Genomic DNA, 24882 nt, shown 5'->3' with positions numbered 1-24882 from the left:
CGACTGCCCACGGTATCAGTCCACGATGCAAACTCCCAAAGCAGAGACGCTTGGCCTGCGGAAACGGCATTTTTGATGCAGCATGGCACAGTGGCCCTTCGAACCGTACCCGTCGAGACAAGGCGCCAGCCGCGTGGCGACTCGCAGCCGTCAAAGCGCTATGAGCGCATCTTTGACGGCTACAACAGCGCGAGCAGCTACGCGGACGCCTTCGATGAGATGTTCGACGGTCAGGGCAATGTCCGCGGCCCGTATAAGGGCATCTACGCCGAGCTCGCGCCGTCGGATGCTTCGGACCTCGAGGCCCGGGCCGAGGCGCTCGGCCGTGCCTTCAGCGATCAGGGCATCACGTTTTCGCTGTCCGGCCAGGAGCGGCCGTTTCCGCTGGATCTCGTCCCACGGGTGATCTCGGCCGCCGAGTGGACGCGGTTGGAGCGCGGCATCACCCAGCGCGTCAAGGCCCTCGAGTGCTACCTCGACGACGTCTACGGCGATCAGGAGATCCTGAACGACGGAGTGATCCCGCGCCGGCTGGTCACCTCCTGTGAGCACTTCTATCGCCAGGCCGCTGGCATCGTGCCGCCCAACGGCGTGCGCATTCACGTCGCCGGTATCGACCTGATCCGCGACGAAAAGGGAAACTTCCGCGTCCTGGAGGACAACCTGCGCTCCCCGTCGGGGGTGTCTTATGTGATGGAGAACCGGCGCACGATGGCGCGGGTCTTTCCCAACCTCTTCGCCACTCACCGGGTGCGCGCCGTCGACGACTACGCGGCGCACCTGCTCCGCGCCCTGCGCAAGTCGGCGGCCACCAACGAAGCCGACCCGACCGTCGTCGTGCTGACCCCGGGGGTGGCCAACTCCGCTTACTTCGAGCATTCGCTGCTGGCCCGGCAGATGGGGGTCGAACTGGTCGAAGGTCGTGACCTGTTTTGCCGCGACAACCAGGTATACATGCGCACCACCGAAGGAGAACGTCAGGTCGACGTCATCTACCGGCGCATCGACGACGCTTTCCTGGATCCGATGCAATTCCGCCCCGATTCGGTGCTCGGCGTTGCCGGCCTGCTCAACGCCGCCCGGGCCGGCAACGTGGTGATCTCCAGTGCCGTCGGCAACGGGGTGGGCGACGACAAACTCGTCTACACCTACGTGCCGACGATCATCGACTACTACCTCGGCGAGAAACCGTTGCTGGCCAATGTGGACACCTTCCGGTGCTGGTTGGATGATGAGCGCGAAGAAGTACTCGACCGGATCGGCGAACTGGTCATCAAGCCCGTCGAGGGATCCGGCGGCTACGGCATCGTCTTCGGCCCAGAAGCCTCCAACAAAGAGTTGACCGCGATCAGCAAGAAGATCCGCGACGACCCGCGGGGCTGGATCGCGCAACCGATGATGCAGCTCTCCACGGTCCCGACTCAGATCGACGACAAGTTGACACCCCGATACGTCGATTTGCGACCATTCGCGGTCAACGACGGCGACGACGTGTGGGTGTTGCCCGGTGGCCTGACCCGGGTGGCTCTGGTCGAGGGGTCCCGGGTGGTGAACTCCAGTCAGGGCGGCGGCTCCAAGGACACCTGGGTGCTCGCGTCGCGCGCGTCGGTGGCCAACCGCGAGCTGGGCGCCGCCGAGATTGTGCGTTCGCTGCCCAATCCCGTCGCCACCTCCAACGGCGACTCGGACGCCGAAAAGTCCTCCTCCCAGCAGCAACAGCAGTCGCAGCTTCGCCCCACGCAGGAGCAACAGCCCACCCAACAGCAACAGCAACAGGCGGTGATGCGCTGATGCTGGCCCGCAATGCCGAGGCGTTGTACTGGATCGGTCGTTACGTCGAGCGTGCCGACGACACCGCGCGCATCCTCGACGTCACTGTGCACCAACTGCTGGAGGATTCCAGCGTCGACCCCGACCACACCTCCCGAGTGTTGTTGCAGGTGTTGGACATTGAGCCGCCGGACACTGAGTTGGACGTCTGGTCGCTGACCGACCTGGTGGCCTTTCGCCGCAACACCGCGGGCGGCTGCTCCATCGTCGACGCCATCTCAGCGGCGCGGGAAAATGCGAGGTCTGCCCGGGAGGTGACGTCCACCGAGACCTGGGAGTGCCTCAACACCACGTTCAACGCTCTGGGTGAACGTGAGCGTGCCGCCAAACGTCTTGGCCCGCATGAGTTTTTGTCGTTTATCGAGGGTCGCGCCGCGATGTTCGCCGGTCTCGCCGATACGACGCTATCGCGTGACGACGGGTATCGCTTCATGGTGCTGGGCCGCGCGATCGAGCGGGTGGACATGACGGTGCGGATGTTGTTGTCACGGGTAGGGGACAGCGCATCGTCGCCGGCGTGGGTGACCGTGCTGCGCTCGGCGGGCGCGCACGACACCTATCTGCGGACCTATCGCGGTGTGCTGGACGCCAACCGGGTCGTCGAGTTCATACTGCTCGACCGGCTGTTCCCGCGGTCGGTCTTCTACTCGCTGAAGATGGCCGAGCACAACCTCGACGAACTGCTGCACAGTCCGCACAGTCGAATCGGTACCACCGCCGAAGCACAGCGGCTGCTCGGGCAAGCCCGTAGCGAACTGGAATTCGTGGAACCAGGGGCGCTGCTCGAATCGCTGGAGATGCGGCTGGCCAGCTTGCAGAAGACTTGCTACGACGTCGGAGAAGCCTTGGCGGTGCAGTACTTTCACGCTGTACCGTGGGTCGCCTGGTCCGACGCCGCCCAGCGTGACCCGCTGCCGACCAGGCAGGGGAAGACCTGATGTGGCGGCTGCGGGTCCTGCACGCCACCGGATACGCCTATCCGTCGCCGGCGACCGCCTCCTACAACGAAGCCCGGCTCACGCCGCGCTCGGACTCCCGGCAAAACGTCGTTCTCAACCGTGTCGAAACCGTCCCGGCCACCCGGTCATACCGCTACATCGACTATTGGGGCACTGCGGTGACGGCCTTCGACCTGCACGCGCCGCACACCGAGTTGACCGTCACGTCCTCGTCGGTGGTGGAGACCGATCGAGCGGAACCGCCGAAGGAAAAGGCCACCTGGGCCGACTTGCACAGCGAATCGGTGGTCGATCGGTTCGACGAGGTGCTTCGTCCCACCGAATACACGCTGACGAGCAAACGCATTGCCGCCGTAGGCAAGCGGATCGCCAAGTACCACGAGCCCGCAGAAGCCGTCGTCGCGGCGGCGGAGTGGGTACGCAGCGAATTGGACTACGTTCGGGGTACCACCGGTGTCCATTCGTCGGGCTTGGATGCATTGCGTGAGGGCAAAGGCGTCTGCCAGGATTTCGTCCACCTGTCACTGATTGTGTTGCGCAGCATGGGCATTCCCGGGCATTATGTGTCCGGCTATCACCACCCCGATTCTGATGCGGTGGTGGGGGACACTGTCGACGGGCAGAGTCATGCTTGGCTACAGGCCTGGACGGGAAGTTGGTGGGATCTGGACCCCACCAACGACAGTGAGATCAGCGAGCAGTACATCAGCGTCGGGGTCGGCCGGGACTACGCTGACGTGTCCCCGCTGAAGGGCATCTACTCCGGACGGGGCGCCACCGACCTCGACGTCGTCGTCGAAATCACGCGACTCGCATAGTCCTTCCGCGGCACCGCTCTATGGTGCACGCTATGGATGCTTCTCCGAGAAATGCATCGCTTGGCCGACGCCAAGATGATGGACCACCGTTGGCGCTCGTCGCCGCAATCTGCATAGGGCTGATCTTTGGAGGTCTGGCGATCGGAGTCGCGCTCGGCGGCGTGATGCCGCTGCCCTACGGACCGGTCGCCGCGGTCCAGCAGTACACCCGCGCCGAGCCGATGGCGATTCAGGTGATTGCCGTGGCGGCGTTCGCGTCGTCGGTGCCGCTCGCCGTCTACGCAGCGACGGCCAGCGCCCGGTTGCGTCAACACGGGGTCGCCGCGCTGGGGACGATTGCCTTGGCGGGCGGAATCTTGGCGGCCGGCGCGTTGGGCCTGACGGGTTTGGTGGCCTGGACACTGTCGCGCCCGGAGGTCAGCGGCGACACCGCGTTGGTTCGGGCGCTGTATTACCTGGTGTTTCTGATCGGTGGCGCCGGGCACATCGTGGCGCTGGGCCTTCTTATCGGCGGCATAGCGATTCCCAGCCTTGTCCTCGAGCTGTTGCCGCGGCCGCTGGCCATGGCCGGCCTGGTGATCGCCGGGCTTTGCGAATTGACGACGCTGGTGCTGATCTGGCCGGCGCTGGGACCGATCCTGCCGGTCGCACGGGTCTCGGCGTTGGCGTGGCTGGTGGTCGCGGGCGCACGGCTGCCGCTGGCGGGGCGGTCAGGTCGTCGTGGTGCGCGATCCGGTAGCTGATATCGTGGCCGAAGGCTTTCAGCGTCGCCTCGACGACCGCTGCGGTCCCGGGTGTGAAGGTGGTAACCCAGCGGGTGATCAGCAGGTCGCCGAGATCGGCGATGTGGTCGCTGTGCAGGTGGGTGAGCAGCAGAGCCGACAAGCCGTTGGCGCCCAGACCGATCGCCGGCCCGCACCAGGGTGGCCGGCCCAGCGCGATTCGGGTCGGGGATAGGACTGCCGGTACCGAGCAGCGTGACTTCGATCATGGCTTCAGGCATGTCACAGATCCCGGCCGGCTACCGGTCAATTAGCGATCACGGCCGCCGACATCGCGACCACCTCGCCGGGCCGGCACGGTCTTGACCTGGATCTTCGTCTGATTTTCGCGGGCTGCTTTCACGACGACCAATCTCGCCGTAGCCTGGTGTGAACCGGATCACAATCGTCGGGAGGCCCTTTGATGCGGATTGCAGATGTGTTGCGGAGCAAGGGTGGGGCGGTAGTGACGATCGAACCTGACGCGACTGTGACCGAACTGCTGGCCGGGCTCGCCGGTCACAATATCGGCGCCATGGTGGTGGTGGGGCCGGATAGTGTCGTCGGCATCGTCTCCGAGCGTGACGTGGTTCGCCAACTGCACGCGCACGGGGCTTCGGTGCTCTCGCAGCCGGTGTCGAAAATCATGACTGCGGTGGTGTCGACCTGTAGTAGGGCCGACACGGTGGACAGCCTCTCCATGCTGATGACCGAAAATCGGGTGCGGCACGTGCCGGTGCTCGAGGACGGAAAGCTGATCGGCATCGTCAGCATCGGCGACGTCGTGAAGACGCGGATGGAGGAGCTGGAGGCCGAGCACGAACAGCTCCAGTCCTACATCACCCAGGGCTGATCGCTGCGGCGAGTGGCAACTTAGGACACGCGTCGACGTCGATTGCGTGCTTTAACCGGCCACTCGGCGCGCAGCAAAGAAGCCGGGCTACTCAGCTCCAGGAATAGTCGCTGCGCAGGCGCGCAGCCACGACGTCGAAAATGGCGCGTTGCAGGATCGCGCCCTCGCGGCGAATGCCCTCTTCAGGCACGTCAAGCACCCGGTCCAGCCGCACCCAACTGGGTCTGCCGTCGTCATCCCAGCTACCGCTGCCGATTCCCACCCAGTCCCGGTCGGCGGCGTGTCTTTCCTGACTGGACATCATCAACCCGAGCAGTGTGTGGTGGTCGCGGCCCACGACCAGCACCGGGCGGTCCCTGCCGCGGGTGTGGTCGTCCTCGTAGGTCACCCACGTCCACACGATTTCGCCGGGGTCAGCCCGACCGTCGAGGTCGGGGGAGTAGATCACCTTGCGGGCCCGATGCGCGGTGGGCGCGCTGTTGCTGGTCACCGGACGGCCCACGGTGATCTCGGCCGGCGGTTCGGACGGGTTGCCGACGATCACATCCAAAGCGATCTTTATGCTCCGCTGCACAGTCGGCAGCTGCTGCAGCTGCCGGACTAACTCCGGCACCTCGCTGGAAGCCAAGGACACCAGATTCTCTAGGTTTCTCTGAAACCGCTGCAACGTCCTCCACTGCGACGCCATGTTCGCAGCATAAGACGGCCCGGGCACGGATTGTGTCCGGACGAGGCTGCCTCGATACCCTGGAGGCAACTCAGAGCGTCTAAGCATTCGCCGCTTGGCCGCCCGTCGACCAGGAGATTCCCATCAGCAGTTTCGCCGACCAAACCTTCACGGCGCCGGCGCAGATTCGGAATTTCTGCATCATCGCCCATATCGACCACGGCAAGTCCACGCTGGCGGATCGGATGCTGCAGCTCACCGGCGTCGTCGACGAGCGGTCGATGCGTGCTCAGTACCTGGACCGGATGGACATCGAGCGGGAACGCGGGATCACGATCAAGGCGCAAAATGTGCGCCTGCCGTGGCGGGTGGGCGATACCGATTACGTCCTACATTTGATCGACACTCCGGGCCATGTCGACTTCACCTATGAGGTGTCGCGGGCGCTGGCCGCCTGCGAGGGGGCGGTGCTGTTGGTCGACGCCGCGCAAGGCATCGAGGCACAGACGCTGGCCAACCTGTATCTGGCGCTGGACCGCGATATGGTGGTCATCCCGGTGCTCAACAAGATCGACCTGCCCGCCGCCGACCCTGAACGGTACGCCGCCGAGATCGCGCACATCATGGGCTGCGAGCCCGACCAGGTGCTGCGGGTGTCGGGCAAGACCGGGGAAGGCGTGCCCGAACTGCTCGACGAGGTCGTCAAGCAAGTGCCACCGCCCCAGGGGGAGCCGGACGCGCCCACCCGCGCAATGATTTTCGACTCCGTTTACGACATCTACCGCGGCGTGGTCACCTACGTCCGCGTCGTCGACGGCAAGATCACCCCGCGCGAGCGCATCGTGATGATGTCCACCGGCGCGACGCATGAGCTTCTCGAGGTCGGCATCGTATCGCCTGAACCGAAGGCCAGCGAGGGCCTGGGTGTGGGCGAGGTCGGCTATTTGATCACCGGTGTCAAGGACGTCCGCCAGTCCAAGGTCGGCGACACCGTCACCACCGCGCGCCACGGCGCCACCCAAGCCCTGACCGGCTACCGCGAACCCAAGCCGATGGTGTACTCGGGTCTGTATCCCGTCGACGGCTCCGATTTTCCGAACCTGCGCGACGCGCTGGAGCGGCTGCAACTCAACGACGCCGCGCTCACCTATGGACCGGAGACCTCGGTGGCGCTGGGCTTCGGGTTCCGGTGCGGGTTCTTGGGTCTGCTGCATATGGAGATCACCCGCGAGCGCCTGGAACGCGAATTCGACCTCGACCTGATTTCGACCGCACCAAACGTGGTCTATCGAGTGGTCGTGGAAGGTGGGGCCGAGGGGGGCATTCAAGTGACCAACCCGTCAGACTGGCCATCGGGCAAGATCGCCACCGTCTACGAGCCCGTCGTCAAAACGACGATCATTGCGCCCAGCGAATTCATCGGCACCATCATGGAGCTCTGCCAGTCCCGGCGTGGCGAACTCGGCGGGATGGACTACCTGTCGCCCGAACGAGTTGAATTGCGCTACACCATGCCGCTGGGTGAGATCATCTTCGACTTCTTCGATTCGCTGAAATCGCGCACCCGCGGCTACGCCAGCCTCGACTACGAGGAAGCCGGCGAGCAAGAGGCCGCACTGGTGAAGGTCGACATCCTGCTGCAGGGGGAGGCCGTCGACGCGTTCAGCGCCATCGTGCACAAGGATGGCGCCGCGGCCTACGGCAACAAGATGACCACCAAACTCAAAGAGCTCATCCCGCGTCAGCAGTTCGAGGTGCCGGTTCAGGCGGCGATCGGGTCCAAAATCATTGCGCGAGAGAACATTCGCGCGATTCGCAAGGACGTGTTGTCGAAGTGCTACGGCGGTGACATCACCCGCAAGCGCAAACTGCTGGAGAAGCAAAAGGAAGGCAAGAAGCGGATGAAGACCATCGGCCGCGTCGATGTGCCGCAGGAAGCGTTTGTCGCCGCGCTGTCCGCCGATGCTGCGGGGGACAAAGGTAAGAAGTGAGAAATCGCTGGTGCTGCATGGTGTGGCTGGCCGTCCCGCCGATGTTCGGCAGTGGCGAGAATTCGGGGGACAGTTATGGTTCGGCTTCGCCTGCTGACTGCGTGGGTGTCGTCGCCTTGCCCACGGCGGCAGACGCCAACGCGTTGTCTGCCGGGTTCTCTGCGCAGTGGAAACCAGGGTCTGGCGACATCAACAACAGCGCGATCGACATCGCGCACGCGATGATGGGCAAGGTCAGCGCACTGAGCTGACGCCGCGGGCGAAACGGGTACAAAGTAACCATGCGGACTGTTGGATCGGCGACGGCGTCGGTAGTGGTCGCTGCGTTGGCAGTCAGCTGTGGTGCGGTTCTGGATGGCATAGCGAAGCCGGCGCCGAACCTGAAGCCGCGGCCTCTCACCGGAGAAACAGTCAGGCAGGTGCCGCTTGACGACGTCGCGCTGTCGCGGATGCTCGGCCAGCAATTTGTAGCCCGTGTGCCGCCCGAGTTCGGCGGCCCCGACAAGCTCTTCCAACCTGACAGTAAGGTTTCGCCCGCCGATTGCCTAGGCGTGACGGCGATGCTGCAGAAAAGCGTCTACGAGTCGGCCGAGGTCAAAGATTTCGTATCGGAGTCGTGGTGGAACAACGGTGACCCTGCGCAAGTGATCAGCGTTATGGAGGGCGTCGTCACGTTGCCCACGGCCGCGCGAGCCGCGGCGCTCTTCGCGAAATTCTCGGAACAGTGGCAGCATTGCGACGGCGCGACGACAACGGAACAAACCGGCCCGATTAGCACGACGAACGTTGTCAGTGACATCCGCGTTACCGATACCGTTGTCGCGGCGACTAATACCGCGACCGCGGTGTTGCCCAACATGCCGGCCCTGCAGCCCACCCCACAGGCGCGTGCCATCGGTGTCCGGCTGAACTGCCTCGTCGAGGTCGAGGTGGTGTTCTTCGGCGATCGACGCCCGTCCGACCCAGGTTCGGCCAACCTGGACACCAGCGGAGTCGACATCGCTCACGCGATGATGGATAAAGTCAGCGCTTTGAGCTGACCGACCCTACACGGGCGCGTTGGCGGGCTGGAACACTCCGGTGCTGTCCGCTTCTTCCTCGGCCCGGATCACGTGCACCACAGCGTTGATCAGCGCCAGGTGGGTGAAGGCCTGTGGGAAGTTCCCCAGATGCCGGCCCGTGCGCGGCTCGATCTCCTCGGCGTAGAGGTGTAGTGGGCTGGCGAACGAAAGTAGGCGCTCGCAAAGATGTTTGGCGCGGCTAACCTCGCCGATCTCGACCAACGCCGACACCAGCCAAAACGAACAGATGGTGAATGTGCCTTCCTCGCCGACGAGTCCGTCGTCGGTCTCCTCGACGCGATACCGCAGCACCAGACCTTGTTCGGTGAGTTCATCGGCAATAGCCAACACCGTGGCCCGCACCCGCGGGTCGTCCGGCGGCAGGAACCGAGTCAACACCACCTGCAGCAGCGAGGCGTCCAGCGCGTCGCTGCCGTAGCGCTGGGTGAACACGCCCCGAGAGTTCACTCCCTTTTCCAGGATGTCGGCTTTGATCTCCTCTGCGACCGTGCGCCATTGCTGTGCGTAGTCTTTTTCACCCTGCCGCTCAGCCAGTTTCGCTCCGCGATCGGCCGCCACCCAGCACATGATCTTCGATGACGTGAAGTGTTGAGGTTCTCCGCGCACCTCCCAGATGCCGCGGTCGGGCTCACGCCAATGCTTGATGGCCTCTTCCACCTGGTTCTTCAGCACCGGCCACAGCGTGTCCGGCACCTGCTCGCGTGACTTGGCGTGCAAGTAGAACGAATCGAGGATGGCGCCCCAGATGTCGTGCTGGTTCTGGTTATAGGCGCCGTTGCCGATGCGCACCGGGCTGGCATGGTCGTAGCCGGACAGATGGGGTAATTCCTCTTCCACCAGTCGGCGTTCCCCGCCGACGCCGTACATCACCTGTAGCGGTTGGCTTTCATCGTTATTCGCGCCGGACACGTCGGCAATGAACGAGAAGAAATCGTCGGCCTCGCGGTCGAGTCCCAGGGTGTAGAGCCCCCATAATGCGAAGGTCGAGTCGCGCACCCACGCATACCGGTAGTCCCAGTTGCGTTCGCCCTGTGGGGTTTCGGGAAGTGACGTGGTGCAGGCAGCCAGCAGCGCACCGGTCGGCGAGTACGTCAACCCTTTCAGAGTCAGCGCACTGCGTTGCAGATACGCCCGCCACGGGTGGTCGGGAAAGTTGCCGATGTTGATCCACTGCCGCCAGCACTCGGCCGTGTTCCACATCTTGTCGGCGGCCTCGTCAAAGTTCTGCGGCGCCGGGTGCTTGGACCAGCTCAAGGCGACGAAGGCGTTGTCACCTTCTTTCATTCGGGTGCGTGCCCGTGCTTCTCGGCCCTCCAAACCGATCCGCAGGTTGGTGGTCAGCCGCAAGGTCGGATGGGTTTCGGGGTCTTTGTTGGCCAGAGCAAGGGCTTCGCCGTAGCCATCGGCCGAGTACTCCCAGGTGGCGCTGACGCGGTGGTAGTCGAAAGCCGGCTCGCAGCTCATCAGCAGTTCGACGGTTCCACTGACGCAACGGATGGTGCGCAGCAGGATGTGTTCGGCGTCCCAGTCCATCGGGGTGCGACGATGCGTTCGCGACCGTCGGTCGATGTCGTGCCATGGCCCCATCACCAGCGCGTCGCGCACGATCAGCCAGCCGGTGTGGGTTTGCCACGTGGTCTCCATGATCAGGCTGCCGGGCAGGTAGCGCCGTGCCGAGGGCACCGACACACCGTACGGCCCAAGCCGGAAATGGCCGGCGCTGCGGTCCAGGATCGCGCCGAACACACTCGCCGAATCGGGCCGAGGCACGCACAGCCATTCCACCGAGCCGGCCGGCGAGATCAGGCAGTTTGTCTCACAGTCGGACAAGAACGCGTAATCGGCGATGGGTGGGAACGGGTTGCGCAGTGGCGTGCCAGAGGGAACTGCCACCGGCGGCGCGATGGTAGAAGTTGCCGATTCGGCCTTCTCCGTGGCCTCATCGGCAGGCTGCGCGTGAAGAACCATGCCGACATCATGATCCGCCGACCTGCCCGGCGTCTACGCATGCGCCGATCCTGGCGTGTTGGCTTCATGGGCCGTGCGGAATAGGGTGAGGCCGGTGAACGGGATCCTCAGTTGGTGGGACGGCGTCGAGTTGTGGCTGTCGGGGCTGGGGTTCGTTTTGCAGACCATTGTGGTGATGCCGGTCGTGCTGGGGTTGGCCTACCTGGCTGCGGTTGTGCTGGACGCTTCGCTGGGCTACGGCATCAGGGGGATCCGGCTGATGAGGCGCGTTCGTCACAGCGACGAAGAACCCGGATGACCAGCAAAACGGGCATGCCGCGATCACAAGTGACGTTGGTGCTGGTCATTTTGGTGGTACTGGTAATCGTCGCTTGGCTGCTGACCCACTGACGTACGCCGGTCGAGCTGGGAATTCGGCGGATTCTGTTAGGCTTCCGCCATGCGCGCAGTGTCTGGCGACGGCGAGTGCCACATCTTGGCGCTTATTGCCGTCGGCGATTGCGCTGTAGCCGACGTCCACTGTTGTAGCTGACTTCCGCCCCGCGCAGGCTGAGTGTCGGTGGAATTCTCCCAACTGCTGACTCTCGCCTTTCCGTAGCAGCGGGACTCGTTATTTGTTAATCCCGCCACCGAAAGGTCGACCATTGCGCGACGACGTCAAGCTTTGGCGCCATATTGTCGGGTTGACCGTCGCCGCGAGCGTTATCGCGGCGTGTCACGGCGGCGCCAGCGACGTCGTAGGCGGTGGCGGGCCGGTCAACGCGAACACGAGTATCACGCTGGTCGCCTATTCGGCTCCAGAACCGGGCTGGAGCAAGGTGATTCCGGCGTTCAATGCGTCACCGGACGGCAAGGGCGTGCAGGTGGTCACCTCGTATGGCGCCTCGGGTGACCAGTCACGCGGTGTCGTCGACGGCAAGCCCGCCGACATCGTCAACTTCTCCGTCGAGCCCGACATCACCCGACTCGTCAAGGCCGGCAAAGTCTCGTCGGACTGGAACAAAGACGCCACCAAAGGCATCCCGTTCGGCTCGGTGGTGACCCTGGTGGTGCGGCCCGGGAATCCCAAGAACATTAAGGACTGGGACGACCTGCTACGGCCCGGCGTGGAGGTGATCACGCCCAGCCCGCTCAGTTCCGGCTCGGCGAAATGGAATTTGCTTGCCCCGTACGCCGTCAAGAGCGGCGGCGGCCACGATCCCCAGGCGGGCATTGACTTCATCAATAAGCTGGTGGGCCAGCACGTCAAACTGCGTCCCGCATCGGGGCGCGAGGCCACCGATGTGTTCGTCCAAGGCAGCGGTGACGTGCTGATCAGCTACGAGAACGAAGCGATCGCCACCGAGCGCCAAGGCAAGCCGGTCGCCCATCTCGACCCGCCGCAGACATTCAAGATCGAGAATCCGGTAGCCGTGGTGACCACCAGCGCTCACCTGGATGCCGCCACTGCGTTCAAGAACTTCCAGTACACCGAGCAGGCCCAGAAGCTTTGGGCAGCAGCTGGATTCCGGCCAGTTGACCCGGCCGTCGCCGCAGACGTCCGCAGTCAGCTTCCAACGCCGGCCAAGCTGTGGACGATCGCTGATTTGGGTGGCTGGGACACCGTGGATGCCCAACTGTTCGACAAGAACTCGGGCAGCATCACCAAGATCTACACGCAGGCCACCGGATGACGACCGCGATAACACAGGAGGTGACCGGACGCACCCGTGACGGTCGCGTGCGTAGCCTCAAGGGTTCCGGCGGCGGCACCTCACTGCGGGTCGGTGTTGCGGTGGTCTGGCTTTCGGTGATCGTGTTGCTGCCCCTGGCCGCGATCGGGTGGCAATCGGTCGGCGGTGGCTGGCGGGCGTTCTGGCTCGCGGTGACCTCGAAAGCCGCGCTGGAGTCCTTCCGGGTGACGCTGACCATCTCCGTCGGCGTAACCGTCCTCAACTTGGTGTTCGGCCTGCTGATCGCCTGGGTGCTGGTACGCGACGATTTCCCGGGCAAACGGCTCGTCGATGCCATTATCGATCTGCCCTTCGCATTGCCCACGATTGTGGCCAGCCTGGTGATGTTGGCCCTCTACGGGGCTAACAGCCCCGTCGGCCTGCACTTGCAGCACACCGGATGGGGTGTGGGCGTGGCGCTGGCGTTCGTCACGCTGCCGTTTGTGGTGCGAGCGGTCCAGCCGGTGCTGCTGGAGATTGACCGCGAGACCGAGGAAGCGGCCGCGTCGCTGGGCGCCAACAACCTGACGATCTTCACCGCCGTCGTGCTGCCGTCGCTGACGCCGGCCTTGTTATCTGGTGCTGGGCTGGCCTTCTCACGGGCCATCGGCGAATTCGGCTCGGTGGTGCTGATCGGTGGGGCGGTGCCCGGCAAGACGGAGGTGTCCTCGCAGTGGATCCGGACCCTGATCGAAAACGACGACCGTACCGGCGCTGCGGCGATATCGATTGTGCTGCTGAGCATCTCGTTTGTCGTGCTGCTCATCTTGCGTACCCTCGGCTCGCGCGCGGCTAAACGTGAGGAGTCATCGGCATGACGACCGCGCCGGCGACGATTTTGGAGGCAGCGATGAGGTGGGGGCACGCCCCCTTGCCGCTGTGCGGCTGGGGGTACCCCCACCCGCTTGCGGGGGCGAGCGGCGCATGACGACATCGCCGCAGGTTCGCTGTCTCATTCGCTTTCTGGCGCTGGGTTACCTGTTCGTGCTGCTCGTCCTCCCGGTGGCACTGATTCTGTGGCGCACTTTCGCTCCCGGTTTCGGCCAGTTCTACGCTTGGGTAAGCACGCCGGCAGCGATATCGGCACTGGATTTGTCGCTGCTGGTGGTCGCGATCGTGGTGCCGCTCAACGTGATCTTCGGCATCCCGACAGCGTTGATGCTGGCGCGCAACCGGTTCCGTGGCAAGGGTGTGCTGCAGGCGATCATCGATCTGCCGTTCGCGGTCTCGCCAGTCGTTGTCGGCGTGGCGTTGATCGTGTTGTGGGGATCGGCGGGACTGTTGGGCTTCGTCGAGAAAGACTTCGGATTCAAGATCATCTTCGGGTTGCCCGGCATCGTGCTCGCCAGCGTCTTCGCCACGCTGCCTTTCGTGGTTCGAGAGGTCGAGCCGGTGCTTCACGAACTGGGCACCGATCAGGAGCAGGCGGCGGCAACGCTGGGTTCCGGTTGGTGGCAGACATTTTGGCGGATCACGCTGCCGTCGATCCGGTGGGGCCTCACCTACGGAATCGTGTTGACCATCGCCCGCACGCTCGGCGAATACGGCGCGGTGATCATGGTGTCGTCGAACCTGCCAGGAAAATCCCAGACGCTGACTCTGCTGGTATCCGACCGCTACAACCGGGGATCTGAGTACGGCGCCTACGCCCTTTCGACTCTGTTGATGACCGTGTCTGTGGTGGTCCTGATCGTCCAGGTGATTCTCGATGCTCGCCGTAACCGCGCCACCAAGGAGGCTTGACTTATGACTAAGGCGATCGTCGTGCAGGGCGCCAACAAACGCTACGGCGACTTCGTCGCGTTGGACAATGTCGACTTCGACGTGCCCGCCGGCTCACTGACGGCACTGCTGGGACCCAGCGGCTCGGGCAAGTCGACCCTGTTGCGCGCCATCGCCGGGCTTGATCAGCCGGATTCCGGGACCATCTTGATCAATGGCCGCGACGTCACCCGGCTTCCGCCGCAGCGGCGCGGTATCGGCTTCGTATTCCAGCATTACGCAGCTTTCAAGCACTTGACCGTCCGTGACAACGTGGCCTTCGGGTTGAAGATCCGTCGCCGACCCAAGGCCGAAGTCGCCGAGAAGGTCGACAATCTGCTAAAGATTGTGGGGCTCAGCGGTTTTCAAGGCCGCTACCCAAACCAACTTTCCGGTGGCCAGCGTCAGCGCATGGCGCTGGCGCGTGCGCTGGCGGTTGACCCCCAAGTGCTGCTGCTCGACGAACCGTTCGGTGCGCTGGACGCCAAGGTCCGCGAGGATTTGCGGGCATGGCTGCGCCGCCTGCACGACGAGGTGCATGTCACGACGGTGCTGGTCACTCACGACCAGGCGGAGGCGCTCGATGTGGCCGACCGTATTGCCGTGCTCAGAGATGGTCGGATCGAGCAGGTGGGATCCCCCGCCGCGGTCTACGACAGTCCAGCGAACGCCTTTGTGATGTCGTTTCTGGGCGCGGTGTCCTCGCTGAACGGCAGCCTGGTTCGCCCGCACGACATCCGGGTCGGCCGTGAACCCGATATGAGGATCGCCGCCGACGACGGCACCGCCGAATCGACTGGAGTCATCCGCGCCATCATCGACCGCGTGGTGATGCTCGGCTTTGAGGTGCGGGTGGAGTTGACCAATGCGGCTACCGGCAAGCCATTTACCGCGCAGATCACCCGGGGTGACGCTGAGGCGCTCGGCCTGAAGGAGGGGGACACCGTGTATGTGCGCGCCACCCGGGTACCGCCGATCGCCGAAGAAGCCCCCGCGCGCAGCGTTGGAACCGACGAGGACCAGGGCGCTCTGACGTCGGCCTGATGAACATCGGGCTTCAGCCGTCGGCGCGATCGCTCAGGCGGCGATGCGCTCGGCTACCGCCTCGTCGAAGCGATCCAGCACCGTCTCGGCCACCAGCCGGTGTGCGCCTAGCGGCGCCGCAATCGGAATCCCTTCCGCTGCTGCGCATTTGGCTACCCGGTCGATCAGAAGCCCGGGTGCCAGGAACCACGGTGCGATCACCACGCGACGGGCGCCACAACGCCGCAGTCCATCGGCGGCCTCTGCCACCAAGGGGCCGGAGCCCGTCGCGAAAGCGGTTGTCGCGCCGGCCCATTGGGTTCCTGCTACCAGCATGTCCGCGACCTGAGCGGTGCGGGCGTTGGCCGCGGCGTGCGTCGAGCCGATCGCCACGACCAGCACGCCCAATTCGGAGTCGAATGTGCTGACGCCCAATTCGGCCAGCCGTTCGTGCAGCACGGACACCAGCCGGTCGTCCTCGCCGAGCACGTCAGCCTGTCGCACGGCGACACCGCAACTCGCGATCTGTCGGGGGATGTCGATGCGGGCATGGTACGCGTCGGTCAGCAGCAACGGAGCGACCACCGCACCCGGCCTGAGCACGTCAACCAACCGTGGTGCATTCAACTCGCAGAACGCGACACGCACTCGAAGGCCGGGCCGCATGTAGCGAATCTGATTGGCCACGGCCCGAGCATTGGCCGCCGACCGTGGATCTGCGCTACCGTGCGCAGCCAGCACCAGGGTGGTCACGACGCGTGCAACCCGCATTCGGTCTTCGACAGCCCCTGCCAGCGCCCGCTGCGTGGATCAGCACCCTCGGCTACCTTCGCGGTGCAAGGGGCGCAGCCGATCGACGGATAACCTTCGTAGACAAGCGGATTGACCAGTACATCGTTTTCGTCGATGTAGGCCTCCATGTCATCGTCGGTCCACGCGGCCAGCGGGTTGATCTTCACCAGGTGAAACGCCTCGTCGAAGCTGATCAGCGGGGCGTTGGCGCGAGTCGGTGCCTCGACGCGGCGCAGGCCGGTCACCCACGCGGAGTAACCGCGCAGCGCTTTGGACAACGGGGCGACCTTGCGTAGCCGGCAGCACTCGTTGGGCTGGCGGGCGAACAGGTCCTTGCCCAGCAACTGGTCCTGCTCTGCGACCGTGTGCTCGGGTGTGACGTTGAGCACCCGGATGTCGTAAACCGCCTCGATCGCGTCACGAGTGCCAATCGTTTCCACGAAGTGATAACCGGTGTCCAGGAACATCACCGGCACCCCGGGTCGCACCTTGGCCGCCAGATCGACGAGCACCGCGTCCTGCATATTGGAGGCCACCACGTAGTTGCAGGTCGCCGAAGACCGGGGTCCCCCCACGCCGCCGAAGTTCTCGTCGGTCCAGCGCAACAGATCGGTGGCGCTGGCACCTTCCAACTCCGCGGCGCCCCGATCGGCCAGTTCCCGTAATTCCGCTTCCGTCAACTGTTTCGCCTCCCCGCTCATCGCAGATCTCCCTCGTCGGCGCGTAGCGCCCATGTCGCGAAGCGCTCGTCCGCGTCACGTTGCTTGATGAAATTGCGCACCACGCGATCGATGTAATCGCTGAGTTCGTCGCTGGTGACCTTGTGCTGGCGCAGTTTTCGTCCAAAGCCACTATCGAGGCCCAAGCTGCCGCCCAGGTGTACCTGGAAGCCCTCGACCGAGCCACCGTGGCCGTCGTCAACCATCTGGCCCTTGAACCCGATGTCGGCAATCTGGATGCGGGCACACGAATTGGGGCAGCCGTTGATGTTGACGGTGATCGGCACGTCCAGCTGGGCATTGAGGTCGTTTAGACGCCGCTCCAGCTCGGGCACCAATCCCTGGGCACGCACCCGAGTCTCGGCGAATGACAGCTTGCAGTACTCGATACCGGTGCAGGCCATCAGGTTTCGGCGCCAGTGCGACGGCCGCGACGCCAGCCCCAGCGCGTCCAGGCCGGCGGTCAGCTCATCGAGCTTGTCGTCGGGAACGTCCAGGATGACCAGCTTCTGGTATGGGGTGAACCGGATCCGCTGCGACCCGGCTTGCTCGGCCAGGTCGGCCACCGCCGACAGGATGGTGCCCGATACCCGCCCGGCAATCGGCGCGACCCCGACGGCGTTGAGCCCGTTCTTCAGCCGCTGCACGCCGACGTGGTCGATCGGGTGCTTGACGGGTTCGGGGGCGGGGCCGTCGATGAGTTTGCGCTTGAGGTATTCGGTTTCGAGCACCTGGCGGAACTTCTCGATGCCCCAGTCCTTGATCAGGAACTTCATCCGGGCCTTGGACCGTAGTCGTCGGTAGCCGTAGTCCCGGAAGACCGATGTGACAGCTTCCCAGACGTCGGGCACCTCCTCCAGCGGCACCCAGGCACCGACCCGTTGGGCCAGCATCGGGTTGGTGGACAGGCCACCGCCCACCCACAGGTCCAGCCCGGGTCCGTGCTCGGGATGGTTGACACCGATGAACGCGACGTCGTTGATTTCGTGGGCGACGTCTTGCAGGCCCGAGATTGCGGTCTTGTACTTACGCGGCAGGTTGGAAAAATCCGGGTTGCCGATGTAGCGGCGGACGATCTCCTCGATGGCCCAGGTCGGGTCGATAATCTCGTCGAGCGACTCACCGGCGAGCGGGGAGCCCAGGACCACCCGCGGGCAGTCGCCGCACGCCTCGGTGGTCTGCAGACCAACTGCGGCCAGTCGCTCCCAGATCTCGGGAACTTTCTCGATCTCGATCCAGTGGTACTGGACGTTTTCGCGGTCGGAGATGTCGGCGGTGTCTCGGGCGAACTCGATGGAAATCTGGCCCAGCGTGCGCAACGCGGCGGTGGACAATGCCCCGCCGTCGCAGCGCACCCGCATCATGAAGTATCTGGCCTCGAGCAGATCGATATTCTCGTCGCCGGTCCAGCTGCCGTCGTAACCCTGTTCACGCTGGGTGTAGAGCCCCGCCCAGCGGAAGCGCCCACGCAGGTCGGCTTTGTCGATGCTGTCGAAGCCAGTTTTGGCGTATCGATTGATAATTCGGTCGAGGACATTGAGCGCGTCGTCGTCCTTCTTGAATCGCTCGTTGTCGTTGAGCGGCTCACGCTGGCCGAGCGCCCACTGGCCTTCGCTGCGGCCTTTGGCGGGGCGGGGGGACGTCATTCGGCAACTCCTTTTCGGAGCAGCCGGCTCGGACCGCGCAAATCACCGGTTGCTGTCCCGGCGGCGCAGATCCGGGGGCCAGCTGGAATTACAGGTGGGGCGGGTCTACGACATCAAGGCAGACAGCGACAGCTGCAGACACGCTTGAGATCGATGTGCCGACGCGCCACCAACGCGATGCGGAATGGGCTGACGGTCACTCGGCCATTGTGCCACGGATGTCGCGGACGGTCGCTACCAGGGTGGAATTTTTTTCACGATGAGCAAAATTACCCTGGAAGCCTGAGACGCGGCGCCACGGTACCCGAGAGTTGGCTGGAAGCATCCTCGCCAGCGCTGGAGGTTGGCACGCGACTCGGGAATATTGGCAGCCATGACGGCAAGTTCTGCGGCGGTTGTCCTGCCCGATGTGCACCTGAGCCCAGGGGGACCGTTCGGAATCTACGTGCACGTGCCGTTCTGCGTGACTCGCTGCGGCTACTGCAACTTCAACACCTATACGCCGGCCGAATTGGGCGGGGTCAACCCCGACGCATGGCTGCTGGTGCTGCGGTCGGAACTCGAACTGGCCGGCGCGCGGCTGGGCGCACCGACAGTGCACACCGTATTCGTCGGGGGTGGGACGCCGTCGCTGTTGGGTAGTGAGCGCCTGGCCGCGGTGCTGAAGTCGGTACGCGACAACTTCGAACTGGCATCCGACGCCGAGGTCACCACGGAGGCGAACCCGGAATCGACGTGGCCGGAGATGTTCGCGGGACTGCGCTCGGCCGGGTACACCCGGATTTCGCTGGGCATGCAGTCGGTGGCGCCGCGGGTGCTGGCCACCCTCGACCGCGTGCACTCGCCGGGCCGCGCGGTGACCGCCGCCCGCGAGGCCATGGCGGCGGGCTTCGACCACGTCAACCTCGACTTGATCTACGGCACCCCGGGAGAGTCTGACGACGATCTGCGGCGCTCGGTGGACGCGGCGATCGATGCCGAAGTCGATCACGTATCCGCCTACGCGCTGGTGGTCGAGGAGGGCACCGCGTTGGCGCGACGGGTCCGCCGCGGCGAGATCGCCGCTCCCGACGACGACGTGCTGGCCCATCGCTACGAGCTGGTCGACGAGCAGCTGTCAACGGCTGGGTTCGAGTGGTATGAGGTGTCCAACTGGAGTCGTCCTGGCGGGCAGTGTCGACACAACACCGGCTACTGGGATGGTGGCCAGTGGTGGGGCGCCGGTCCGGGGGCGCATAGCTTTGTCGGCGCCACCCGCTGGTGGAATGTCAAGCACCCCAACACTTACGCGCAGAGCCTCGACACTGCGACGTTGCCGGTCGCCGGTTTCGAGGAGCTCGACCCTCAGCACCGCCACACCGAGGACGTAATGCTGAGGATCCGGCTGCGGCAAGGCCTGCCACTGGACCTGCTGGACGACGCCGAACGCGAGCGTGCAGCTGTCGCCGTCGACGATGGCTTGCTGACGCCGGCTGGCGAGCGCCTTGTGCTCACCGACCGGGGACGGTTGCTGGCCGACGGCGTCGTCCGCATGCTGCTGGGTTAAGCAGCGTGTTGCATCAACGCGATGCCAACCCTGACTTCGAGTTCACTAATCGTCACCGTTGGGGCGCGCGGCGGTGCCGCGGATCGGTAGTGTCCGCCGGTTGGGGTGGTGAATTCGGCTGTGTGCCTGCTGGTTTCGTCAAGATCCGTGCTGACCCGCCAGCCGGCGGTCTCTTTGACGTAGTTACAGCGTTCGCAGGACCCCAGCCCGTTGGTGACTGCGGTTCGCCCGCCGCGGGCATGTGGTGTGGCATGGTCGCGGTGCCGGATTGGCGCGTCGCAGTACGGTGTGCGACATCGTTGATCACGAAGCCCGATGAATGTGGCCAGCCCGCGCGGAAATCGCCGGGCCCGTGACTCCATTGCCACCAGCGCGCCGGACTCGGGATGGGTGTAGAGCCGGCGCAACGTCGCGCGTGACCGCGAGTCAGTGCCGGCGGCCATCACTAACCCGCGGGCGACTTCCGCGGGAATTGGACCATACCCAGAGATATCTGCCGGGCTGTTGTCGCCGCTCAGCAGAGTGCGGTCCGAGAGAACGAGGTTGACTGCGATTGGTGTCGGCGTGGCTGCGCTGCGGCCGGTGACGCGTTCGACGAGAGTGTCGGCCATGACCTGGCCGCGGGACCGGCCGTCAAATGTGGTGTCCGCGGCACGTCGCAGTGCCGCATACACCGATACGCCTTGGGCGACCGGCAGCAGCGCGGTCAACCAAGTCATGGTGTCAGGAGCGGGCCGGATGGTTACCGTGCGCTCGGTTTCGGCTTTGGCAGCCCTTTCGACGACGGCGTGCGGGTCCAGTCGGTAGGCAATCGACCTGGCTGCGGTGGCCACCCGGGCATCGCCCATCCCGTCCAGTCCGGCGGAATCGCCGCACAGCTCGGCGTCCAGTGCTTGTCGGTCTTCGATGTCCAGACAGGCGCTTTCCCGCACGATGAGGGTCGCGCGCCACTCCGACAACTGCCCTTGCTCCAAAGCGGCCAATGTATGCGGCATCTCGTTTACCAGGGCCTTGGCGAAGCCGAGATGCCGACCGCCACGGGCTGGTGAGTCCCTTCGGGCCAGGGCAACCTCGCTGGCCACTCCGCGACCCCGATTCGCGGCTGGCATGCCCGCCGCCGCTTCTGCGGCCCGACGCGACGCATCCAGCGCCGCTGCCGCTCGAGCCTGGCCCGCCGCCGCGGCGGATTTGAGCCGCTCCAGCTCGGCAATGCGCTCGATCAGCATCGATTCGTCGGCGGATGAATCGACCATAACTAAGGACTCGAACATACGTTCGAGTATAGCAGTGTCCACTGACTCAAACTTTTTGGCATGGTCGCCAAGTTGTGGATGAGGGGCGGCCGGGGCCGAAAGGTTGTGAAGGTTATGGTGCGGTCGCGACGGACGCTTCCCGAATCGCGCCGCTGGTGAATAGCGCCTGAGCCGGGGTCGCCGCGCGTACTGTGGGGTTCCTCCTGATCGCACCGGCGATTTCCGGAAGCGGGACGCCGAACTCCTTGGAGCGCACAATGGCACCCTCATACCGCTACAGACTTCTTCAGATCGCACTCGTGGTCTTCGGCGTCGTCATGCTCCTTGTTTATCCCCTCGCGCTGGTCTGGCCGGCGGGGTGGGCATGGCATCACGGCGCGCCCTATGAGTCTGACTACTTCATGATGATTGTGGGTGTCTACGCGACATTAGGCGCCTTCCTAATCAACGCGGCGCGCAACCCCGCAGCAAACCTCAGCCTGATCTGGTTCGCCGTGTGCTCGAGCGTCGTCCATGGAGCAATCATGGCGGCGCAATCCGTCGGCGGCGGACACCATATGGGACACCTATTGGGCGATGTCCCGGCGCTATTTCTGGTGGCCATCGTCCTTTCGGTACTCGTGTCGTCATCCGGCCTCAAACAACCCCCCGCGGGGACACAGCCCTTGAAACCGCCGCCAGCTACGGGCGCGCCCGTCATCCCGCAGTGAATGCGTAGGTAGAACCCGATCACTGAGCGAAGGACGGCTCAAGCTGCAACGAGCCAAAGCGGCTGGAGCTGCTGGTGCTTTCGGCATAGGTACTTCAAATTGCTCACGTCGTTGTGTCGAAGCACACGACGCTGCGAGCTCCCCGTCCGGCGGCCATGTCGGTGAAGGTCGCCTCGACGTCGTCGAGATCGATACGCCGCGTCACCAACGCCTCGAGGTCGAGCAGACCGCGGCGGGCAAGGTCGGCCAACACCGGGATATCGCGCGTCGGGTCGCTGGCGCCGTACACGCTGCCCTGAATGGTCTTGCCGTCGGCCATCAGTGACAGCGCCGGAAACGTCACCGACTCCTCGATCCCCGCGGCGCCCACCAGGGTGACCTTGCCGCCGCGGCGGGTGGCGTCGTAAGCCGCGCGGATCGTCGCGGGCTTGCCCACCACTTCGATTCCGTGATCGACGCCGGTGCCGCCAGTGAGCTCGCGCACCGCGCTGGCCAGGTCGACCTCGCTCGCATCGATCGTCTCGGTCGCGCCGTTGGCTGTCGCCGCCGGAAGCTGGGCGGCCACCCGGTCGGCGGCGATGATCGGCGCGGCCCCAGCCAGCCGAGCCCCTTGGATCGCAGCCAATCCCACGCCGCCGCAGCCGATGACAAGCACGCTCTCGCCAGGGCGGACGGCCGCCGTGTGCATCACCGCGCCCACCCCGGTGGTGACCCCGCAGCCCAGCAGCGCGGCCTGGTCGAGCGGCAGCGACTCATCTACGGGCACGACCGCCGCGGCCGGCAGCAGTGTCTCTTCGGCCAGCGACCCGACGCCCATTCCCGGCCACACCGGGCCGGCGGCGCTCTCGGCGTAGGGACTGCCGTAAACATGGTCGTAGGCATGCACGCACAGCTGGGACTCGCCACGCAGGCAATGCGGGCAGGATCGGCATGCCACCAGCCAGGTCAGGACGACGTGCTGACCCGGGCCGACGTTGGTGACGTCGTCGCCCACCTCGGTGACGACCCCGGCGCCCTCGTGGCCAAGCGTGCAGGGCAGCAGCGGCGGGATGGACCCGTCGCGCAACGACAGGTCGCTGTGGCACACGCCGCTGGCGGCGAGCCGGACCCGGACTTCGTGGCGACCGAGCGGCCGCAGCGCGAGTTTCTCCACCGTGGTGGGCCGACCGACCTCGCGCAGCACCACCGCCCTCATGCCAAGCCCAGTGTGATCAGCGTCATACCGATTTACCATGGCGGGGCGACCGCACCAGGTCAAGGAGATAGCACGATGACCGCAACATCCGCTGAAACATCTGCGACGTCCGCGACCCTGACGATCGGCGGCCAGCCGCAGCCCGGTCGCGGCGCCAACTATCCGGTACACAACCCGGCCCGGCCGGCCGAGATCGTCGGGTATGCGCCGGCCGCCGATCTCGACCAACTCGACGCCGCGGTACAGGCGGCGCGGCGAGCCGCGCCCGGATGGCGCGCACTCGGCGTCGCCGAGCGGGTCGCCGCCGTCGCCGCAGCCGCCACCTCGGCGGCCGCCCAGCTCGCCGACAGCGGCGGCGCGCAGCTCTACACCCGTGAGCACGGCAAAGTGCTTGCCGAGGCGCGCTTGGAAATCGACACCACGCCGGCGCTGGCCGCGATCCTGGGGGCGATCGCCGAGGAAGCGCTGGCGCCCGAACGGATCGACCCGCAGTCGGCGTATCCACGGTTGCAGCGTGAGCCGTACGGAGTGGCGGCGCTGGTGTTGCCATTCAACTGGCCGCTGGCGCTGACCATGACCAAACTGTCGTCCGCGCTGACCGCCGGGAACACCGCCGTGGTCAAGGTGCCGCCGACCTGCCCGCTGGCGGCCCTGCAGTTCGGCGCGGCGTTCGCCACCGCGCTGCCAGCCGGTGTGGTGAACATGCTCGCGGGCCCGGGCAGCGAATTAGCGCAGGCGCTGATCACCCACCCCGGCGTCGACGTCATCTCGCTGACCGGCGGGGTGACCACCGGACGCGCCGTGATGGCGGCGGCGGCGCCGCGGCTGACCCCGGTGCTGCTGGAACTCGGCGGCAACGACCCGGCGATCATCGCTCCCGACATCTCCATCACCGACCAGCTCGTCGAGCAGCTGTTCGCTGCGACCTACACCACCTGCGGTCAGGTGTGCATGGCGGTCAAGCGCTTGTACGCGCCGGCCGATAGTGCCGACGAGCTGGCCGATGCTGTGCTGGCACGCTGCCGGCGCGAAGTGATCGGTGACGGGCTCGCCGAGGAAGTCACACTCGGCCCGATGCACACCGCCGCCGGACGCGACAGGGTAGCGGCGCTGACGGCCGACGCCGCAGCCCGCGGCGCCACGGTCCGCACCGCCGGAGTCATCCGCGAGGCCGACGTCGACGCCGGCGGGCACTTTGTGCTGCCGACCGTCGTCACCGATCTGGACGCCGACGCGCCGCTGGCCACCGAAGAGCAGTTCGGCCCGGTGCTGCCGATCTTCGGCTACCGGGATCTCGACGAGGCGGTCACCGCGGCGAACGCAGGCGATTTCGGTCTCACCGCATCGATCTGGACCGGCGACGACGCGCTGGCCGACCGGGTTGCCGCCGAGCTCGTTGCCGGTACGGTCAGCGTCAACTGTCACGGCATGGCCGCGCAGGACCCGCGGTTGCCGTTCGGCGGCGTCGGCCAATCGGGCGTCGGCCGTGAATTCGGGGTGGACGGCATCCGGGCGTTCACCCAGCCGCGGGCGTTCGTGCGGCACCCTGCCCCGCAATAGATTTCGTCGCCGGGCATTGCCCAATCAATCAATCAT

At 65.3% G+C, this 24882-nt stretch carries 25 protein-coding genes and 1 pseudogene; 17 read left to right on the top strand and 9 right to left on the bottom strand.

The window, feature by feature from the left end; genetic code table 11:
* Window positions 1-90 precede the first annotated feature (90 nt).
* From VEI45_RS06380 to VEI45_RS06365, 4 genes are read left to right on the top strand one after another with little or no spacing between them, the layout of a single operon-like run.
* A complete protein-coding gene (locus VEI45_RS06380) occupies window positions 91-1791 on the top strand; it encodes a circularly permuted type 2 ATP-grasp protein (RefSeq protein ID WP_324851220.1) in 1701 nt (566 codons plus the stop codon).
* Window positions 1791-2768, top strand: a complete 978-nt coding sequence (locus tag VEI45_RS06375) for an alpha-E domain-containing protein (RefSeq protein WP_324851218.1) — start codon at window positions 1791-1793, stop codon at window positions 2766-2768. Before VEI45_RS06380 ends, VEI45_RS06375 begins: the two co-directional genes overlap by 1 nt.
* Window positions 2768-3607 carry a transglutaminase family protein gene (locus VEI45_RS06370; RefSeq protein ID WP_324851216.1) on the top strand — a complete coding sequence of 280 codons (840 nt, stop codon included), beginning with the start codon at window positions 2768-2770 and terminating at the stop codon, window positions 3605-3607. The genes VEI45_RS06375 and VEI45_RS06370 overlap by 1 nt, the downstream gene beginning before the upstream one ends.
* A 32-nt stretch (window positions 3608-3639) precedes the next feature.
* The gene (locus tag VEI45_RS06365; protein ID WP_324851214.1) at window positions 3640-4350 is read left to right on the top strand and encodes a hypothetical protein; all 711 of its coding nucleotides are present in this window, start codon (window positions 3640-3642) and stop codon (window positions 4348-4350) included.
* On the opposite strand, the pseudogene VEI45_RS06360 reads toward VEI45_RS06365, so the two are convergent.
* Window positions 4295-4598 (bottom strand): annotated as a pseudogene (locus VEI45_RS06360) (MBL fold metallo-hydrolase); the annotation flags it as partial. The gene VEI45_RS06365 and the pseudogene VEI45_RS06360 sit on opposite strands and share 56 nt — an antisense overlap.
* 194 nt (window positions 4599-4792) lie before the next feature.
* On the opposite strand from VEI45_RS06360, the gene VEI45_RS06355 reads away from it, so the two are divergent.
* Window positions 4793-5221 carry a CBS domain-containing protein gene (locus VEI45_RS06355; RefSeq protein ID WP_324851212.1) on the top strand — a complete coding sequence of 143 codons (429 nt, stop codon included), beginning with the start codon at window positions 4793-4795 and terminating at the stop codon, window positions 5219-5221.
* A 91-nt stretch (window positions 5222-5312) separates the two neighbouring features.
* Here the strand turns inward: VEI45_RS06355 and VEI45_RS06350 are convergent, their stop codons facing one another.
* Entirely contained in the window at window positions 5313-5909 is a 597-nt protein-coding gene (locus VEI45_RS06350; protein ID WP_324851210.1) for a type II toxin-antitoxin system PemK/MazF family toxin, read from the bottom strand.
* Between the two features lie 116 nt (window positions 5910-6025).
* Between VEI45_RS06350 and lepA the strand changes: the two genes are divergently transcribed.
* The 3 genes from lepA to VEI45_RS06335 are packed head-to-tail and all read left to right on the top strand — an operon-like array spanning window position 6026 to window position 8919.
* Window positions 6026-7879 carry a translation elongation factor 4 gene (lepA, locus tag VEI45_RS06345; protein ID WP_324851234.1) on the top strand — a complete coding sequence of 618 codons (1854 nt, stop codon included), beginning with the start codon at window positions 6026-6028 and terminating at the stop codon, window positions 7877-7879.
* Window positions 7876-8130 (top strand): hypothetical protein, encoded by a 255-nt coding sequence (locus VEI45_RS06340; RefSeq protein ID WP_324851208.1) that lies wholly within the window; start codon window positions 7876-7878, stop codon window positions 8128-8130. Before lepA ends, VEI45_RS06340 begins: the two co-directional genes overlap by 4 nt.
* 30 nt (window positions 8131-8160) lie before the next feature.
* A complete protein-coding gene (locus tag VEI45_RS06335; RefSeq protein ID WP_324851206.1) occupies window positions 8161-8919 on the top strand; it encodes a sensor domain-containing protein in 759 nt (252 codons plus the stop codon).
* A gap of 6 nt (window positions 8920-8925) precedes the next feature.
* Here VEI45_RS06335 and VEI45_RS06330 read toward each other — a convergent pair whose 3' ends face one another.
* Window positions 8926-10929, bottom strand: a complete 2004-nt coding sequence (locus VEI45_RS06330; RefSeq protein ID WP_324851204.1) for a glycoside hydrolase family 15 protein — start codon at window positions 10927-10929, stop codon at window positions 8926-8928.
* An 85-nt stretch (window positions 10930-11014) separates the two neighbouring features.
* Between VEI45_RS06330 and VEI45_RS06325 the strand changes: the two genes are divergently transcribed.
* From VEI45_RS06325 to VEI45_RS06305, 6 genes are all read left to right on the top strand, one after another.
* A complete protein-coding gene (locus VEI45_RS06325; RefSeq protein ID WP_324851202.1) occupies window positions 11015-11227 on the top strand; it encodes a hypothetical protein in 213 nt (70 codons plus the stop codon).
* Window positions 11228-11368: 141 nt separating this feature from the next.
* Complete coding sequence (locus tag VEI45_RS26430) at window positions 11369-11461, top strand: Ms4533A family Cys-rich leader peptide (protein ID WP_414687410.1); 93 nt, start codon at window positions 11369-11371, stop codon at window positions 11459-11461.
* A gap of 142 nt (window positions 11462-11603) precedes the next feature.
* Window positions 11604-12602, top strand: a complete 999-nt coding sequence (locus tag VEI45_RS06320; RefSeq protein WP_414687412.1) for an extracellular solute-binding protein — start codon at window positions 11604-11606, stop codon at window positions 12600-12602.
* 8 nt (window positions 12603-12610) lie between these two features.
* Window positions 12611-13459, top strand: coding sequence for a sulfate ABC transporter permease subunit CysT (cysT, locus tag VEI45_RS06315; RefSeq protein WP_414687411.1), 849 nt, complete (start codon window positions 12611-12613; stop codon window positions 13457-13459).
* A gap of 106 nt (window positions 13460-13565) precedes the next feature.
* The gene (cysW, locus tag VEI45_RS06310) at window positions 13566-14384 is read left to right on the top strand and encodes a sulfate ABC transporter permease subunit CysW (RefSeq protein WP_324851196.1); all 819 of its coding nucleotides are present in this window, start codon (window positions 13566-13568) and stop codon (window positions 14382-14384) included.
* Between the two features lie 3 nt (window positions 14385-14387).
* Entirely contained in the window at window positions 14388-15446 is a 1059-nt protein-coding gene (locus VEI45_RS06305; RefSeq protein ID WP_324851194.1) for a sulfate/molybdate ABC transporter ATP-binding protein, read from the top strand.
* A 33-nt stretch (window positions 15447-15479) separates the two neighbouring features.
* On the opposite strand, the gene VEI45_RS06300 is transcribed toward VEI45_RS06305, so the two are convergent.
* From VEI45_RS06300 to VEI45_RS26425, 4 genes are all read right to left on the bottom strand, one after another.
* On the bottom strand, window positions 15480-16196 hold the full coding sequence (locus VEI45_RS06300) for a sirohydrochlorin chelatase (protein ID WP_324851192.1): 717 nt from the start codon (window positions 16194-16196) through the stop codon (window positions 15480-15482).
* Complete coding sequence (locus tag VEI45_RS06295; protein ID WP_324851190.1) at window positions 16175-16918, bottom strand: phosphoadenylyl-sulfate reductase; 744 nt, start codon at window positions 16916-16918, stop codon at window positions 16175-16177. The genes VEI45_RS06300 and VEI45_RS06295 overlap by 22 nt, the downstream gene beginning before the upstream one ends.
* Window positions 16915-18582, bottom strand: a complete 1668-nt coding sequence (locus tag VEI45_RS06290; RefSeq protein ID WP_324851188.1) for a nitrite/sulfite reductase — start codon at window positions 18580-18582, stop codon at window positions 16915-16917. Before VEI45_RS06290 ends, VEI45_RS06295 begins: the two co-directional genes overlap by 4 nt.
* Window positions 18583-18695: 113 nt before the next feature.
* Window positions 18696-18752 carry a hypothetical protein gene (locus VEI45_RS26425; RefSeq protein ID WP_370485981.1) on the bottom strand — a complete coding sequence of 19 codons (57 nt, stop codon included), beginning with the start codon at window positions 18750-18752 and terminating at the stop codon, window positions 18696-18698.
* Between the two features lie 203 nt (window positions 18753-18955).
* On the opposite strand from VEI45_RS26425, the gene hemW reads away from it, so the two are divergent.
* On the top strand, window positions 18956-20128 hold the full coding sequence (gene hemW / locus VEI45_RS06285; RefSeq protein ID WP_324851186.1) for a radical SAM family heme chaperone HemW: 1173 nt from the start codon (window positions 18956-18958) through the stop codon (window positions 20126-20128).
* Here hemW and VEI45_RS06280 read toward each other — a convergent pair.
* The gene (locus VEI45_RS06280) at window positions 20125-21399 is read right to left on the bottom strand and encodes an HNH endonuclease (protein ID WP_324851184.1); all 1275 of its coding nucleotides are present in this window, start codon (window positions 21397-21399) and stop codon (window positions 20125-20127) included. The two genes, hemW and VEI45_RS06280, sit on opposite strands and share 4 nt — an antisense overlap.
* A gap of 239 nt (window positions 21400-21638) precedes the next feature.
* Here VEI45_RS06280 and VEI45_RS06275 point away from each other — a divergent pair, with 239 nt between their 5' ends.
* The gene (locus tag VEI45_RS06275) at window positions 21639-22091 is read left to right on the top strand and encodes a DUF6632 domain-containing protein (protein ID WP_324851182.1); all 453 of its coding nucleotides are present in this window, start codon (window positions 21639-21641) and stop codon (window positions 22089-22091) included.
* Between the two features lie 103 nt (window positions 22092-22194).
* Here the strand turns inward: VEI45_RS06275 and VEI45_RS06270 are convergent, their stop codons facing one another.
* Window positions 22195-23286 (bottom strand): Zn-dependent alcohol dehydrogenase, encoded by a 1092-nt coding sequence (locus VEI45_RS06270; RefSeq protein ID WP_324851180.1) that lies wholly within the window; start codon window positions 23284-23286, stop codon window positions 22195-22197.
* A gap of 75 nt (window positions 23287-23361) precedes the next feature.
* On the opposite strand from VEI45_RS06270, the gene VEI45_RS06265 reads away from it, so the two are divergent.
* The gene (locus VEI45_RS06265) at window positions 23362-24846 is read left to right on the top strand and encodes an aldehyde dehydrogenase family protein (protein ID WP_324851178.1); all 1485 of its coding nucleotides are present in this window, start codon (window positions 23362-23364) and stop codon (window positions 24844-24846) included.
* The last annotated feature ends 36 nt before the right edge of the window (window positions 24847-24882 follow it).

Source organism: Mycobacterium sp. (assembly GCF_035623875.1).
Classification (GTDB): domain Bacteria; phylum Actinomycetota; class Actinomycetes; order Mycobacteriales; family Mycobacteriaceae; genus Mycobacterium.
The sequence above is the reverse complement of the archived record's forward strand: the minus strand, read 5'-3'. Positions and strand labels throughout refer to the sequence as shown.